This window comes from Hyphomicrobium sp. (assembly GCF_019753045.1).
In the GTDB taxonomy this organism is placed as follows: Bacteria; Pseudomonadota; Alphaproteobacteria; order Rhizobiales; family Hyphomicrobiaceae; genus Hyphomicrobium_B.
In genome coordinates this window covers 234,533-246,623 of the sequence record NZ_JAIELN010000003.1, presented here as the reverse complement: position 1 = coordinate 246,623, position 12,091 = coordinate 234,533, and the positions used below count along the sequence as shown (strand labels likewise).

Sequence of the window (12,091 nt, the reverse complement as noted above, 5' to 3'; positions counted from 1 at the left end):
GATAGGCCGGATAGCCCGCGCCCATGTTGGTCAGCTGGCCCGCAAGAGACGACATGTTGACGACGCGACCATAGCCCCGGGTGAGCATGCCGGGCATGAGTGCACGCATCGTAACAGCCGCTCCCAACACGTTCGTCTCCCACGTTCGCTCGAAGACGTCGTCCGTCATGTCGAAGAAACTGGAGTCGAAGCCACCCGGCCCATCGATGAGAATAGCGGCGTTGTTCACGAGAACGTCGATGGGCGAAGACGTGAGCTCCAGCTCGCTAAGCGCAGCTGACAAACGTCCCGAGTCCGCCAGGTTGAGAACAACCGGCGTAACGGTAACACCCGCCTTCTCGAAATCTTCTGACGCTTTGACCGCCTTATCGCGCGATCTCACACCCGCGAGGACCTGGAACCCCTGGGCTGCAAGCTGACGAGCGATCGCAAATCCGATGCCCCGGCTGGCGCCCGTGACGAGCGCTGTCTTGGAATTCTCCGTGTGCGCCATGACGCACCTCCGCGCAATGAATACCACATCGCAATGCATCTTGCCGCCATAAGGAAAAACCCCGCCGGGGACGGCGGGGTCTCTCACCTAGTCGATTATGCGGTGACCAGCTTCGTTATTTTTTCTCTTCCGGCTTCATCGTATTCGAATGCATCATCTCCTGCTTGCAGTGCTCGCGGAATTTCTTCCGCTCCTTGCCGTGCAAGCCCTTGGCATCCGCCTGCTTGGAGCATTCCATGGACGCAGCCGACTTTTCTGTGGCGGCGGCGAACGCGGCTCCGGTGCCCATCACGAACGTGGCGGCAACTGCAGCAGCAATCAATCTGGTGGTGATCATTGAAGTCTCCGTATTCGCTGTTTGGGTTATTGTCCGCCAGAACCGGCCGAACGGGGTTCGGCCAGAAGCGGCCCCCAACTCCCAACCGGATAACTCTCAAACTCCGAGTTGGTCCCGCTTCGCTATCACCACGCGCAGAACGACCGAACTTACTCTTCCGTAAGGAGAATTTTGGGGAACCAATTCGCTCCGAATTTTGTGGTATTGCGGAGGCGTGACACTGTAGCTTCAAATCGGCATTTATGACTAAGGCCACCTTTCCTATATTCAGCCCGTGTCAGCACCAACAAAAACACCCGGTCCGAAAGCACCTCGCCCTTCCCGCGGCAAGTCGGGAAAGCCGACTCAGCCTCCTATGGAGACGGAGGCCGGAACGCCGGGCTTTGGAGAAGCGGGTTCCTATTTCGCACCCGCCGACCTTTCGACGAAGCGCGGAGCGACGGGCCTTCCCAGTCTGCCTGCGCTGCGCCAGTCGGGGCCGCGCCCGCCAATGGGCAGTGAAAGCCTGACCGACAGCCTTACCGCGCTCCTAACCAAGCCGCAGGAGCGGTCCGAACGGGCGAACGAGCTGCTGTCTCGCCAGCCGCTGATGGCGACGCACCCGATCGTCTCGGGCGGCATGCCGATATTCGTTCCCCATCGGCCGGAACGGCCCGAGAAAAGCGAAGGCGGAGTTCCGTTCAAAATCGTCTCGGAGTACGAGCCGAAAGGCGATCAACCGCAAGCCATTGCGGAGCTGGTCGAAGGCGTCGGCAAACACGACCACAACCAGGTGCTGCTGGGCGTAACGGGCTCCGGCAAAACGTTCACGATGGCCCACGTCATCGAGCGGACGCAGCGGCCGGCGCTCATCCTCGCGCCGAACAAGACGCTGGCAGCGCAGCTTTACGGTGAGTTCAAGAGCTTCTTCCCGGACAACGCCGTCGAATACTTCGTCTCTTATTACGACTACTACCAGCCCGAAGCCTACGTGCCGCGCACCGACACCTACATCGAGAAGGAGGCGTCGATCAACGAACAGATCGACCGCATGCGCCACGCCGCAACGCGCGCGCTCCTCGAACGCGATGACGTCATCATCGTCGCGTCCGTGTCCTGCATCTACGGTATCGGCTCGGTTGAAACCTACACGGCCATGACGTTTACGGTTCGCGTTGGAGAACAGCTCTCGCGCGACCAATTGCTGGCCGACCTCGTCGCACTTCACTTCCGGCGCAACGATCAGAATTTCGTCCGCGGCACGTTCCGCGCGCGCGGCGATACCGTCGAAGTGTTCCCGGCCCACTTGGAGGACCGCGCCTGGCGATTCTCGATGTTTGGCGACGAGATCGAATCCATCGTCGAGTTCGATCCCCTGACGGGCAACAAGACCGACGAACTGGCGCTTGTGAAGCTCTACGCGAATTCCCACTACGTCACGCCGAAGCCGACGCTGCAGCAGGCGATCAAGTCGATCAAGACGGAGCTGAAGCGGCGCCTCGAAGAACTCTATGCCGCCGGCAAGCTTCTCGAAGCCCAGCGCCTCGAGCAGCGCACGACGTTCGACATGGAGATGATGGAAGCCACCGGCTCATGCGCGGGCATCGAAAACTATTCGCGCTATCTGACGGGCCGCAACCCCGGCGATCCGCCGCCGACATTGTTCGAATACCTGCCCGACAACGCCCTCGTCTTCGCCGACGAGAGCCACGTGACGGTGCCGCAAATAGGAGGCATGTTCCGCGGCGACTTCCGGCGCAAGGCGACTCTCGCCGAATACGGTTTCCGCCTGCCTTCGTGCATGGATAACCGGCCGCTCCGCTTCGAGGAGTGGGACGCGATGCGGCCGCAATCCGTGTTCGTGTCGGCAACGCCCGCAAGTTGGGAACTCGAGCAAACGGGCGGCACCTTCGCGGAACAAGTCATCCGCCCGACCGGCCTCGTCGATCCGGTCGTCGAGGTGCGTCCGGCGAAATCCCAGGTCGATGATCTCCTCGACGAAGTTCGCCAGGTCTCGGCTAAGGGCTACCGCACGCTTGTCACCGTGTTGACGAAGCGCATGGCCGAAGACCTGACCGAATACATGCACGAGAACGGCGTGCGCGTTCGCTACATGCACTCCGATATCGAAACGCTGGAGCGTATCGAGATCATCCGCGATCTTCGCCTCGGCGCTTATGACGTTCTGATCGGCATCAACTTGCTGCGCGAAGGTCTCGACATCCCGGAATGCGCTTTGGTCGCCATTCTCGATGCCGACAAGGAAGGCTTCCTGCGCTCGGAAACGTCCCTCGTGCAAACCATCGGCCGCGCCGCGCGCAACGTCGACGGCAAGGTCATCCTCTACGCTGACCAGGTCACCGGCTCGATGGACCGCGCGATGGCCGAAACGAACCGGCGCCGCGAAAAGCAGGTCGCCTGGAACGAAGCCAACGGTATCACGCCGGAAAGCGTCAGGAAGAACATCGCCGACGTGCTGCAATCCGTCTACGAGCAGGACCATGTCACGGTCGATGCCGGCCTCGCCGACGGCGACAACGTGCAGGTGCTCGGTCACAACTTGCAAGCCGTCATCGCCGACATGGAACGGCGCATGAAAGAGGCTGCAGCGGATCTCGAATTCGAAACGGCAGCGAGACTTCGTGACGAGGTCAAGCGCTTGCGCGAAACCGAACTCGCCATCGCCGACGATCCGTTGGCGCGGCAGTCCGAAGTCGAAGACAAAGCCGGCAGCTTCAAGGGTTCACGAAAGTACGGCCCGAGCGCCAACATCCCGCCACAGCCGGCGGCCGGTTCCCGCGTGCAAACGGAATACGAACCCGTGCAGCCGACGTACGCGCAGTCGACATCTCGCATTAAGAAGCCGTCGCTCGACGACATGGGACCGGGCACCGACCGGCCTGTCCCGGCGCGCACGCAGCACGTCGATAGCCGCGTGAAGGCCGGCGCATTCGGCGAGAAGATTGGAGGCCCTCATAAACCGACACTCGACGAAATGGGCCCGCACGCGTCGCTGCCTTTGAAATCCGGCGAAAAGCCCTCGCGCATTACGATTCCGACGCGAACGCGCGAATACGAGGGCGGCTCGGCGAAGAAGGGCCGCCGCGGCCGCCCCAAGAAAACTGGACGGCCCGGCCAGTAGGACCGGGGAGTCGAGGCCGCAGATTTTCCTACATTTGGTCGGTTGCGCGATCTAACATCCACGACAACGGGGAGCACCACCACAATGGAGGCTCTCATGGCGACGTATATCATTCTTGCCAACTTCACGGACAAAGGCGTTCACGACGCCAAAGACACGATAAGCCGTGGCGACAAATTCAAAGCCATGGCCGCGAACGCTGGCATCACGGTCAAAGACATTTATTGGACGATCGGGACTTTCGACTCCGTCGCGATCTGCGAGGCGCCCGACGATGAGACGGCCACCGCACTATCGTTGAGCGTTGCCTCTCGCGGCAATGTCCGAACGCAAACGCTACGCGCCTTTTCGTTCGAGGAAATGGGCAGAATCCTCAATAAAATGGTGTGAGCGACATCGGCAAAAAGGCCTCAAACCGCCCCTTGCCGCAGGGCGGAACTCCGACGAGCCCGATTGGTTGTTTCTCAGTTGCAAGGCAATCGAGGACCCTCCAATGCCAAAGATCTCGAAAGCAAAAATTCTCATTCTCGCGACTGACGGTTTCGAGCAATCGGAACTCGACGTTCCGCGCGAAAAGTTAAAGGCGGTTGCCCAGCTGGTGCATGTCGCCGCGCCAAAGCAGCGGAAGCAGAAGGACTCGATCATCGGCTGGCAAAATCAGGACTGGGGCAAACCCGTCAAAGTCGACATGGAACTGGGCGAAGCATCGACCTCGCTCTACGACGCCATCGTGCTGCCCGGCGGCCAGATGAACCCAGACACGCTGCGCCAGAACCCCGAAGCGATTAAGCTCATCAAGGCCTTCCTCGCCGACGGCAAGGTCGTCGCCGCGATCTGCCACGCACCATGGCTGTTGATCGAATCCAACGCCGTCCGGGGCCGCAAGGCGACATCGTACACGTCGATCAAAACGGACATGATCAACGCCGGCGCCAATTGGGTCGACGAACCTGTGGTATCTGATGAGGGTATCGTAACGAGCCGCAATCCCGGCGATATCGAAGCATTCGTTGCAAAGATCATCGAAGAAATCGAGGAAGGAAAGCACGACCGCGCCGTGCTCGCCGCATAAGGATATCTGCGGCCGCCATCGAAGCAGTGGCCGCAGTAACCTCATCAGATTTCAATGCGAGAGCTAAGGCCGCCAGGGCGTCTTCGCTACGCCGAGCGCATTGATCATATCGCCGGTGTTGACCGTGACCCCGCCCGGCATTTGCATGTCACCTGCCTTCACTCCGGCGGGACAAGCCTCCGAGAGCCACTTCGCCTTCTGGGTGGTGACAATTTTCTGAGGTGCGTCGAGGCCGCTGATCTCTCCGCTGATGGTCATCTGATAGGCCGATTGGAAATCGCCTGTGATCACCACACGCGACGTCGTCTTCATGGACTCCATCGTGCACGTCGAATCCCAGACGTAGGCATCGCCCTCGCGCTTGATCTGGCGCTCGGAACACATGCTCTGCATCGCGTCGGTTCCTGCATCCATCATGGCTTTATCCGTCGCCGCGTCGATGCAGGCATGAAGCGTCATCGGCGGCGCATTTTCCTTATGCGTCATGACGATTTCCCAATAGCCAGGCTTGCGCGCCGGCAACTCGATCGGGTCGGCGGCGGCGGATACTGCGAAAACAAGAAAGAGAACGGGCGATAACGTCCGAGAAGTCAGTTTCAAGTTCACGGGCAATGCTCCGGGCTAATGGCGTCCATCTCGCGCCAATTTTCCCGAAGTGGAACTCGTTCGCTAGTCGAAATTTTGGTCGCGATCCGGCCTTCGAACGGCCGGTCAGCTTGCGATCGAGCGCGGCGGCTTCGTGCGCGTCGTTTCGATGCTCTTTAAGATCAGGAGCAAAGTATGGCGAACGGCCTCGTCGACCGTCTCGACGATGTGGCCCGGTTCGGTCAGATTTGCCGGAACCCACACGAGTTGTGTGTCCACGGCCCGCCAGCTGCCGAAATAATTCCGGCCCTTCATCACCGTCACGCCCGTTCCGGAAAGGCCCTCCCGTACGGAAAAGCCGCTCAGCGAAACTTCAGGGATGTTCGCGAGTTGCTGCAGCAGTTCGCGATCGGGGGTGGCGGACGTCATGGCGGTATCGCAACTCGAATCAGTTGTGAGGGCCGATTCGCCAAAATTAGGCAACGAAGGTTGCGTAAGGATTGACGATGTGCGCCTGTTTTGAACCTTGGGCGCTACGCTGCGCATCTTCCCTCCGCCCCTGTTGGCCCTTTTTGGGGCCGGCGGCAGGTCACACGACAGATCGCGGCATCGTCCGCATACGGAAAGGTTCGCGGACATGACGGTCGAGACACCCGACAAAAAGCGGCATCGAACGGCCCCGCATCTGCCAATGCCGACCGGCGATCCGGTTATTCGCACCATTGCAATGCCGGCCGACACCAACCCCTCGGGCGACATCTTCGGCGGCTGGATCATGTCCCAGATGGATCTCGCCGCCGGGAACGCCGCGGCACGCGTTAGCCAGGGACGCTGCGCCACCGTCGCCGTCGAGGGCATGAGCTTTCACGAGCCGGTCAAAGTCGGAGACGAATTGACGGTCTGGGCTCGCATGATCAAGCGCGGGCGGTCCTCGATGACGTTCGACGTCCAAGCCTGGAGGCGGCCGCGCGACAGCGAATTCCAAACATGCGTTACCCGCGCCCATTTCACATTCGTCGCCCTGGATGAGAACGGCCGGCCGAGGGCCTTACCCGACTCCACCGATGGCGAGACGTGGGTCTAGCTCAGCCGGAGAAAAAGCATGAAATGCGTCTCTGCACTCTATCGGCGCTTCGCGGCGGCAGCACTTATTGCGGCGGGCGTCGCCTCGGTGACAGTCCTTCTTGAGACCAACGGTGAATGGGCCAGCACCGCCTCGGCGCGCGAGCGCGCGAGCGACTATGCACCGATCCAACACTTCATGGGCGGGCCGAAGCGCATCATCCTGATGCGCCACGCCGACAAGACCGACGATCCGGAAGACGAGGATTTATCCGACGCCGGTCATGCGCGCGCCGAACATCTCGCGACGTACATTCCGCAAACGTTCGGCAAACCGGATTTCATCATCGCCACATCCCATTCGAAGCATTCCGACCGCCCGCGAGAAACCGTCCAACCCCTCGCGGACGCGCTCGGAATGCATGTTCAGCACGAATTCGAAGATCGCGATTTCCCTGATCTCATTCAGGAGATTTTCGACGATCCCGATTACAAGGGAAAAACCATCGTCATTTGCTGGCATCACGGAAACCTACCCGCAATCGCAGCGCTGCTCGGCGCCCCCGCAGGCAGCTATCCCGATCCGTGGCCTGAAGACGCGTTCAACCTCGTCCTCGATTTGCAATACGATCCGAACTCGGGCAGCGCACCGGCCGTCAATCGCGTCATGGAACCGTTTTGAAGATCTGCGAGATCATTGCAAAGTCCTCGCGCTTCGACGAAAACGCGTGCGCGACGACGACGGGGGCCACTTGCGCCAATAGCGCAATGCGCGAATGACGGAAACTCACGAAAGGAACGGCACTTGAAAGAGTCTGCGGAACCGGGCCGCGGTATGAAGGCATGGCTGTGCGCTGGCGCCAAATCGCTCTGGACAGCACTACGCGGCAGCCCCGCAGAAGAGATAACGGCAACGCATCACCCCGCGGGCGGACCTGGCCGCATCCTGCTGATGCGCCACGCCGAGAAGACGGGAGATACTAACGACATCCTGCTGTCGGCCGAAGGCGCCAAGCGCGCCAACCGTCTCGTGACCTACATCCCCGAGACATTCGGCCGTCCCGATTTCATTTACGCGGCAGCCCGCTCGAAGCGCTCGATCCGATCGATAGAAACAATGAGGCCCCTCGCCGCCGCACTCGGTATCGAGGTTCAGCACCATATCGAGGACAAGGCCTTCAAGAGCCTCGTCACCGAAATCTTTTCGAACCCCGGCTACCACGGGAAGATGATCGTCATCTGCTGGCACCACGGCAAGCTGCCGGAGATTTCGGCGCTGCTCGGCGGCCGTGAGGGCAGTTACCCCACTCCTTGGCCCCAAGACGTTTTCAATCTGATCCTGGATTTCCGCTACGATCAGAAATCGGACTCAGTCCCGATCGTCTGTCAGATCGTCGAGCCGTTCTGAAAGCAGGCGTCAGTCCGCTCAGCACTTCTTCAGCGTAGCGGCGAGTTCTTGGAAAACGTCCGGATTTCGCGGAAGAACTTTGACGGACTGATCGCAGCCCTGCCCGGCGACCGCCATATGGGCTTCAAAGAATTGACCCGAGAGCTGCACGTCGAAGCCGTCAGCCGTGACAATACCCGAAACCGTGCCGCCAATGTCGTTGATCTTGTCCTGCCATGCGCCCGTAACCTTCTCGCCTTCCACGGAAAGGTCGGTCGCGGCGTGAAGCTTGAAGTTTGAACCGTCGTCGCACCGCAGCGTCTGCCGCATTCCCTGCACGCCGTCCTTGCGTTCGACGTAGGTCACGACACATTTGAAGCTCGACGCCGGCCCCGTCAGAGACGTCATCGTCGCCATACCAACCCAACGTCCTGCGAGGCTAGCTAGTGGGTCGATTGGCGCGGCCGCCCGGTTCTCCGTAGCAATCAGGCTTGAAATACTTGCAACTGCGACATACGTGCCAATGCGGAACGCCCGACCCATGACTCAACTCCCTCAACATTGTTATTGGCTATGGCGCGCCCCGAGTCCCACCCACGGCAAAAGCCGCTGTCTTCTCAGCGCCACCTAACAATACCGGGAGTTTGAAATCGGATCGCGACGCTTTGTAGGCCGTATTTGGGAAACTCGCGGGCTACACGTCGTTTTGGAAGCTGCACGCTCCCAGGCGGATGCATCCCCACTGTCGCCCGGCGGCAACACGTTTGGACGCGCAGCATCGCCGCTCCCATATGGCTCGCAAATCGGCTTACATCAGACAATAATGCGCCCGCTTCGGGGGCTCACCGTTTGGAAGGAAGAATTCGTCGTGCGCAATTACAGACCAGCAGCGTCAATTTCGGCGCGGGCCTCCGTCGTAGCGATCGGCGTGGCCCTATCGTTCAATCCCGCGGTAGCGGCGTCGGACAATCCATTCGTCGAACTCGCCGGCACATGGTCCGGATCGGGCACCGCTCGCTTCGATAATGGCAAGACGGAAAGCCTCCGCTGCAAAGGCTACTATACGAACAACGGCCCGACCAATCTCGGGCTTTCGATCCGCTGCGCCAACGCTTCCGCAAAGGTCGAGCTCAGGGCCAATCTCACCAATGCGCACGGCACGGTGAGCGGCGACTGGGAGGAACGCACGTACAATCAGTCCGGCACCGTCGCGGGAAAGGCATCATCCAATAAGATGAACCTTGCGATCAGCGGCGGCATTAGCGGTTCGATGTCGGTCGCGATTTCGGGCGGCTCGCACTCGGTGATCGTCGCGACGAGCGGCCCGTCATTCAAGGGCGTCAACATTTCGATGTCGCGTTAGCGGAAAAGCCAAGCCAAAAGGATGAGATTCTCTATGCGCGCAAAAATGCTGGCAGCTGCCGCCGTCGCCGCCGCCTTCACCACCGCGATCCCGCCCGCTGCGGACGCTAACATTGGCCGCCTCCGCTCGAACTACAAGCAGGGCGAGGTGATTACCGCTTACAGCCGCTTCGGCAATGGCCAGATCTCGAGCGTGGTCCGGCGCGCGCCGAAGTGGGGATGGGAAGTCCAGCTTCCGGGCGGCGCTTGGGTGGCCTGCAGAAGAAGCTGCGAAGAGACGCTTCGCGTTCAAACGGTCGACTTCTTCGGCGGCAACGACAATTCGATTTCGAGCGGCGGCTACGGCACGCTGCAACGCGAATGCGGAATATTCGGCTGCCTCGGCGGCTCGTACACGTTTTCGTTCTGACCGCCGAAGCCCCGCGAACCTTTAGACAAGAAACGGATTGGTCAGCCGTTCCGGTCCGAACTGGCTCGGCGGACCATGACCGCAAATGAACGCGATATCGTCGCCGAGCGGCAGAAGCTTGGTCTTGATCGACGATATTAATGCGTCGTGGTCGCCGTAGGCAAAATCGGTCCGCCCGATCGATCCGCGGAATAGCACGTCGCCGACTAGCGCAAATCTCTGCCGACGGTCGAAAAAGACGACGGACCCCGGCGAATGTCCGGGGCAGTGAAAAATCTCGAACTCGTGTCCGGCCACGGTGACCTTGTCGCCCTCGTCCAGCCAACGATCGGGTTTGACATTGCGAACACCGGAGATGCCGTACATCTCGCCCTGCTTCTCGAGCGCGTCGAGCAGCACCGCATCGTTTCGATGCGGACCTTCGATCTTCACGCCAAGCCGGTCGCGGAGATCGGCGGCGCCGCCCGCGTGATCGATGTGACCGTGCGTCAGCAGAATTTTCTCGACTGTGATTCCCGCTTCTTTGATTCCCTGTTCGATGCGATCGAGATTCCCGCCCGGATCGATGACGGCTCCAACCTTCGTCGCGTCGTCCCAAATCAACGTGCAATTCTGCTCGAAGGGCGTCACGCGGACGATCGCTGCCTTGAGCGGGGATGATGTTTTGGCGCGCGCGTCGCTCATAGGTCTGACTCCGTATTGCTCTGTGCGTCTTAGAACACTCCACCGTCCATCGCGAAGCGGCCCGTTGGCGCGAGGTCTTCCTTAGTCCGCGAATCAGATAACGATATCAATGTGTGGGACATATTTGCCCGAAACTTACGCATTGAAGCCACGCAGACAAGACGTCGTCTGAGGGCCCCGGGGGAGAGCCATGATTAGAAACCTTGCCAGCCTCGCATTCGTCGCGGCAGGAGCATCTTTTGTCTCCACCGGACCGGCTGCCGCCAATGACTGGGCAGGACCGTACATCGGTATCGGCGGCGGCTATGGGATGACGAACACCCGGGTTAGTAACTCGTTTCTGACTGAGGTGGAGGAAGCCATCAATGTCAAAACGATGAAGGACGGCCAAGCGGGCACGGGCGGCTTCCTCACTCTCAGCGCCGGCTATGATCACGCCCTGTTCGGACCGCTGGTCGTAGGCGCTTTCGTCGACTACGATTTCTCCGACATCGATACCCACTTTACCAATCTCATTCCCGGCGACGTCGGACACTTCAAAATCGGGGATCAGCTTTCGGTCGGCGGTCGGATAGGATATCTCGTCGCTCCGTCGACGCTCTTTTTCTCCACATTCGGCTACGCCCATTCCGATCCGAGCGACGTATCCATCAATTTCGGCTCCGGCCCAATCCGCGCGAATCTCGGAAGCTTCAACGGCTACTTCCTGGGCAGCGGTGTTGAAACTCTGATTGGTAACGGCTTCAGCCTGAAGGCGGAGTACCGATATACGTCGATGCAGAAGGAAGAGATCAGGGTCGAAGATGTCCTCACCGAAAGCTTCAAGCCACAAATCCAAACAATCCGGATGTCACTGAACTATCGCTTTGGTGACGGCAAAAAGGACGTTGTCGACAATTCGATCCCGCCGATCACCTCGAGCTGGACCGGCCCATACTTGGGCTTCGGTACGGGCTATAGCATCGCCAACAAGCAGGAATCGTTCGGCCCGGATGCAGGTCCTTTCAATAATCCGGTCAGCAATGACGGCGGCTTCATCTCGGCATCTGTCGGCTACGACTATCAGTTCAGAGAACGGTTCGTCGCCGGCACATTCTTCGACGCGGATTTCTCGAACCTGACCTACCGCGACAGCAATTCAGCCAGTGACGGGGTTGATAGCCAAGAACTTTGGAGCAGCCGCGGCGGCTTTAAAAACATCCTGATGGTCGGCGGCAGGCTCGGTTACCTCACCACTCCCGACACCTTGCTGTTCGTCAGCGGCGGCTACGCGAACGCGGAAATGGAAAAGACCACGATCAGCATTCTCGGCGAGGGCTCGGGCGTAATTTACGATTCAAAACGCTTGTCGGGCGCGTTCATCGGCGCCGGTCTCGAAACCAAAATCTGGGATTCGCTCTCGATCAAAGCCGAATACCGCTACATCGACCTGGCGAGCGAAGAGCTGCCGCTATTCGCAATACCAAGTGTCCCGTCCGCGCACATCGACCCCGACATTCAGACGGGTCGTCTTTCTATAAACTGGCGTCCCTGACGCCAGCCGGTAAGGTACTGCAGAAATTGATTCAGGGGCCTCGTG

At 60.0% G+C, this 12,091-nt stretch carries 15 protein-coding genes; 9 read left to right on the top strand and 6 right to left on the bottom strand.

The window, feature by feature from the left end; translation table 11 throughout:
- A partial coding sequence (locus K2Q04_RS04365) for an SDR family NAD(P)-dependent oxidoreductase (RefSeq protein WP_291159743.1) occupies positions 1 to 493 on the bottom strand: 493 nt, incomplete at its 3' end.
- 115 nt (positions 494 to 608) lie between these two features.
- Entirely contained in the window at positions 609 to 830 is a 222-nt protein-coding gene (locus K2Q04_RS04360) for a PsiF family protein (RefSeq protein WP_291159740.1), read from the bottom strand.
- Positions 831 to 1,104: 274 nt separating this feature from the next.
- Between K2Q04_RS04360 and uvrB the strand changes: the two genes are divergently transcribed.
- From uvrB to K2Q04_RS04345, 3 genes are all read left to right on the top strand, one after another.
- Complete coding sequence (gene uvrB / locus K2Q04_RS04355) at positions 1,105 to 3,951, top strand: excinuclease ABC subunit UvrB (protein ID WP_291159737.1); 2,847 nt, start codon at positions 1,105 to 1,107, stop codon at positions 3,949 to 3,951.
- 96 nt (positions 3,952 to 4,047) lie between these two features.
- Positions 4,048 to 4,341 (top strand): GYD domain-containing protein, encoded by a 294-nt coding sequence (locus K2Q04_RS04350; RefSeq protein ID WP_291159734.1) that lies wholly within the window; start codon positions 4,048 to 4,050, stop codon positions 4,339 to 4,341.
- Positions 4,342 to 4,444: 103 nt separating this feature from the next.
- Complete coding sequence (locus tag K2Q04_RS04345) at positions 4,445 to 5,023, top strand: type 1 glutamine amidotransferase domain-containing protein (protein ID WP_291159730.1); 579 nt, start codon at positions 4,445 to 4,447, stop codon at positions 5,021 to 5,023.
- A gap of 63 nt (positions 5,024 to 5,086) precedes the next feature.
- Here K2Q04_RS04345 and K2Q04_RS04340 read toward each other — a convergent pair whose 3' ends face one another.
- Together K2Q04_RS04340 and K2Q04_RS04335 are read right to left on the bottom strand one after the other, a co-directional pair.
- Positions 5,087 to 5,629 (bottom strand): DUF3617 family protein, encoded by a 543-nt coding sequence (locus K2Q04_RS04340; protein ID WP_291159714.1) that lies wholly within the window; start codon positions 5,627 to 5,629, stop codon positions 5,087 to 5,089.
- A gap of 105 nt (positions 5,630 to 5,734) precedes the next feature.
- A complete protein-coding gene (locus K2Q04_RS04335) occupies positions 5,735 to 6,037 on the bottom strand; it encodes a hypothetical protein (protein WP_291159711.1) in 303 nt (100 codons plus the stop codon).
- Positions 6,038 to 6,299: 262 nt separating this feature from the next.
- Here K2Q04_RS04335 and K2Q04_RS04330 point away from each other — a divergent pair, with 262 nt between their 5' ends.
- The 3 genes from K2Q04_RS04330 to K2Q04_RS04320 all read left to right on the top strand — a co-directional run bounded on the left by K2Q04_RS04330 (position 6,300) and on the right by K2Q04_RS04320 (position 8,078).
- The gene (locus tag K2Q04_RS04330; protein WP_291159770.1) at positions 6,300 to 6,692 is read left to right on the top strand and encodes an acyl-CoA thioesterase; all 393 of its coding nucleotides are present in this window, start codon (positions 6,300 to 6,302) and stop codon (positions 6,690 to 6,692) included.
- A gap of 18 nt (positions 6,693 to 6,710) precedes the next feature.
- Positions 6,711 to 7,352: a histidine phosphatase family protein gene (locus tag K2Q04_RS04325; protein WP_291159710.1), complete on the top strand. Its 642-nt coding sequence runs from the start codon at positions 6,711 to 6,713 to the stop codon at positions 7,350 to 7,352.
- 123 nt (positions 7,353 to 7,475) lie between these two features.
- Entirely contained in the window at positions 7,476 to 8,078 is a 603-nt protein-coding gene (locus K2Q04_RS04320; RefSeq protein ID WP_291159706.1) for a histidine phosphatase family protein, read from the top strand.
- A gap of 18 nt (positions 8,079 to 8,096) precedes the next feature.
- On the opposite strand, the gene K2Q04_RS04315 is transcribed toward K2Q04_RS04320, so the two are convergent.
- Positions 8,097 to 8,600 (bottom strand): hypothetical protein, encoded by a 504-nt coding sequence (locus K2Q04_RS04315; RefSeq protein WP_291159703.1) that lies wholly within the window; start codon positions 8,598 to 8,600, stop codon positions 8,097 to 8,099.
- 280 nt (positions 8,601 to 8,880) lie between these two features.
- Here K2Q04_RS04315 and K2Q04_RS04310 point away from each other — a divergent pair, with 280 nt between their 5' ends.
- Together K2Q04_RS04310 and K2Q04_RS04305 are read left to right on the top strand one after the other, a co-directional pair.
- On the top strand, positions 8,881 to 9,420 hold the full coding sequence (locus K2Q04_RS04310) for a hypothetical protein (protein WP_291159700.1): 540 nt from the start codon (positions 8,881 to 8,883) through the stop codon (positions 9,418 to 9,420).
- A gap of 33 nt (positions 9,421 to 9,453) precedes the next feature.
- Entirely contained in the window at positions 9,454 to 9,828 is a 375-nt protein-coding gene (locus K2Q04_RS04305) for a hypothetical protein (protein ID WP_291159697.1), read from the top strand.
- 21 nt (positions 9,829 to 9,849) lie between these two features.
- Here the strand turns inward: K2Q04_RS04305 and K2Q04_RS04300 are convergent, their stop codons facing one another.
- Complete coding sequence (locus tag K2Q04_RS04300; protein WP_291159694.1) at positions 9,850 to 10,512, bottom strand: MBL fold metallo-hydrolase; 663 nt, start codon at positions 10,510 to 10,512, stop codon at positions 9,850 to 9,852.
- 190 nt (positions 10,513 to 10,702) lie between these two features.
- Here K2Q04_RS04300 and K2Q04_RS04295 point away from each other — a divergent pair, with 190 nt between their 5' ends.
- Complete coding sequence (locus K2Q04_RS04295) at positions 10,703 to 12,046, top strand: outer membrane beta-barrel protein (RefSeq protein WP_291159691.1); 1,344 nt, start codon at positions 10,703 to 10,705, stop codon at positions 12,044 to 12,046.
- Positions 12,047 to 12,091 lie beyond the last annotated feature (45 nt).

Bases quoted from the DNA above. Each gene is read 5' to 3' on its own strand.
- K2Q04_RS04310 (WP_291159700.1), top strand. From the start codon at position 8,881: ATGCGCCCGCTTCGGGGGCTCACCGTTTGGAAGGAAGAATTCGTCGTG.
- K2Q04_RS04295 (WP_291159691.1), top strand. From the start codon at position 10,703: ATGATTAGAAACCTTGCCAGCCTCGCATTCGTCGCGGCAGGAGCATCT.
- K2Q04_RS04360 (WP_291159740.1), bottom strand. From the start codon at position 830: ATGATCACCACCAGATTGATTGCTGCTGCAGTTGCCGCCACGTTCGTG.
- K2Q04_RS04305 (WP_291159697.1), top strand. From the start codon at position 9,454: ATGCGCGCAAAAATGCTGGCAGCTGCCGCCGTCGCCGCCGCCTTCACC.
- K2Q04_RS04335 (WP_291159711.1), bottom strand. From the start codon at position 6,037: ATGACGTCCGCCACCCCCGATCGCGAACTGCTGCAGCAACTCGCGAAC.
- K2Q04_RS04315 (WP_291159703.1), bottom strand. From the start codon at position 8,600: ATGGGTCGGGCGTTCCGCATTGGCACGTATGTCGCAGTTGCAAGTATT.
- K2Q04_RS04325 (WP_291159710.1), top strand. From the start codon at position 6,711: ATGAAATGCGTCTCTGCACTCTATCGGCGCTTCGCGGCGGCAGCACTT.
- K2Q04_RS04350 (WP_291159734.1), top strand. From the start codon at position 4,048: ATGGCGACGTATATCATTCTTGCCAACTTCACGGACAAAGGCGTTCAC.
- K2Q04_RS04300 (WP_291159694.1), bottom strand. From the start codon at position 10,512: ATGAGCGACGCGCGCGCCAAAACATCATCCCCGCTCAAGGCAGCGATC.
- K2Q04_RS04330 (WP_291159770.1), top strand. From the start codon at position 6,300: ATGCCGACCGGCGATCCGGTTATTCGCACCATTGCAATGCCGGCCGAC.
- K2Q04_RS04345 (WP_291159730.1), top strand. From the start codon at position 4,445: ATGCCAAAGATCTCGAAAGCAAAAATTCTCATTCTCGCGACTGACGGT.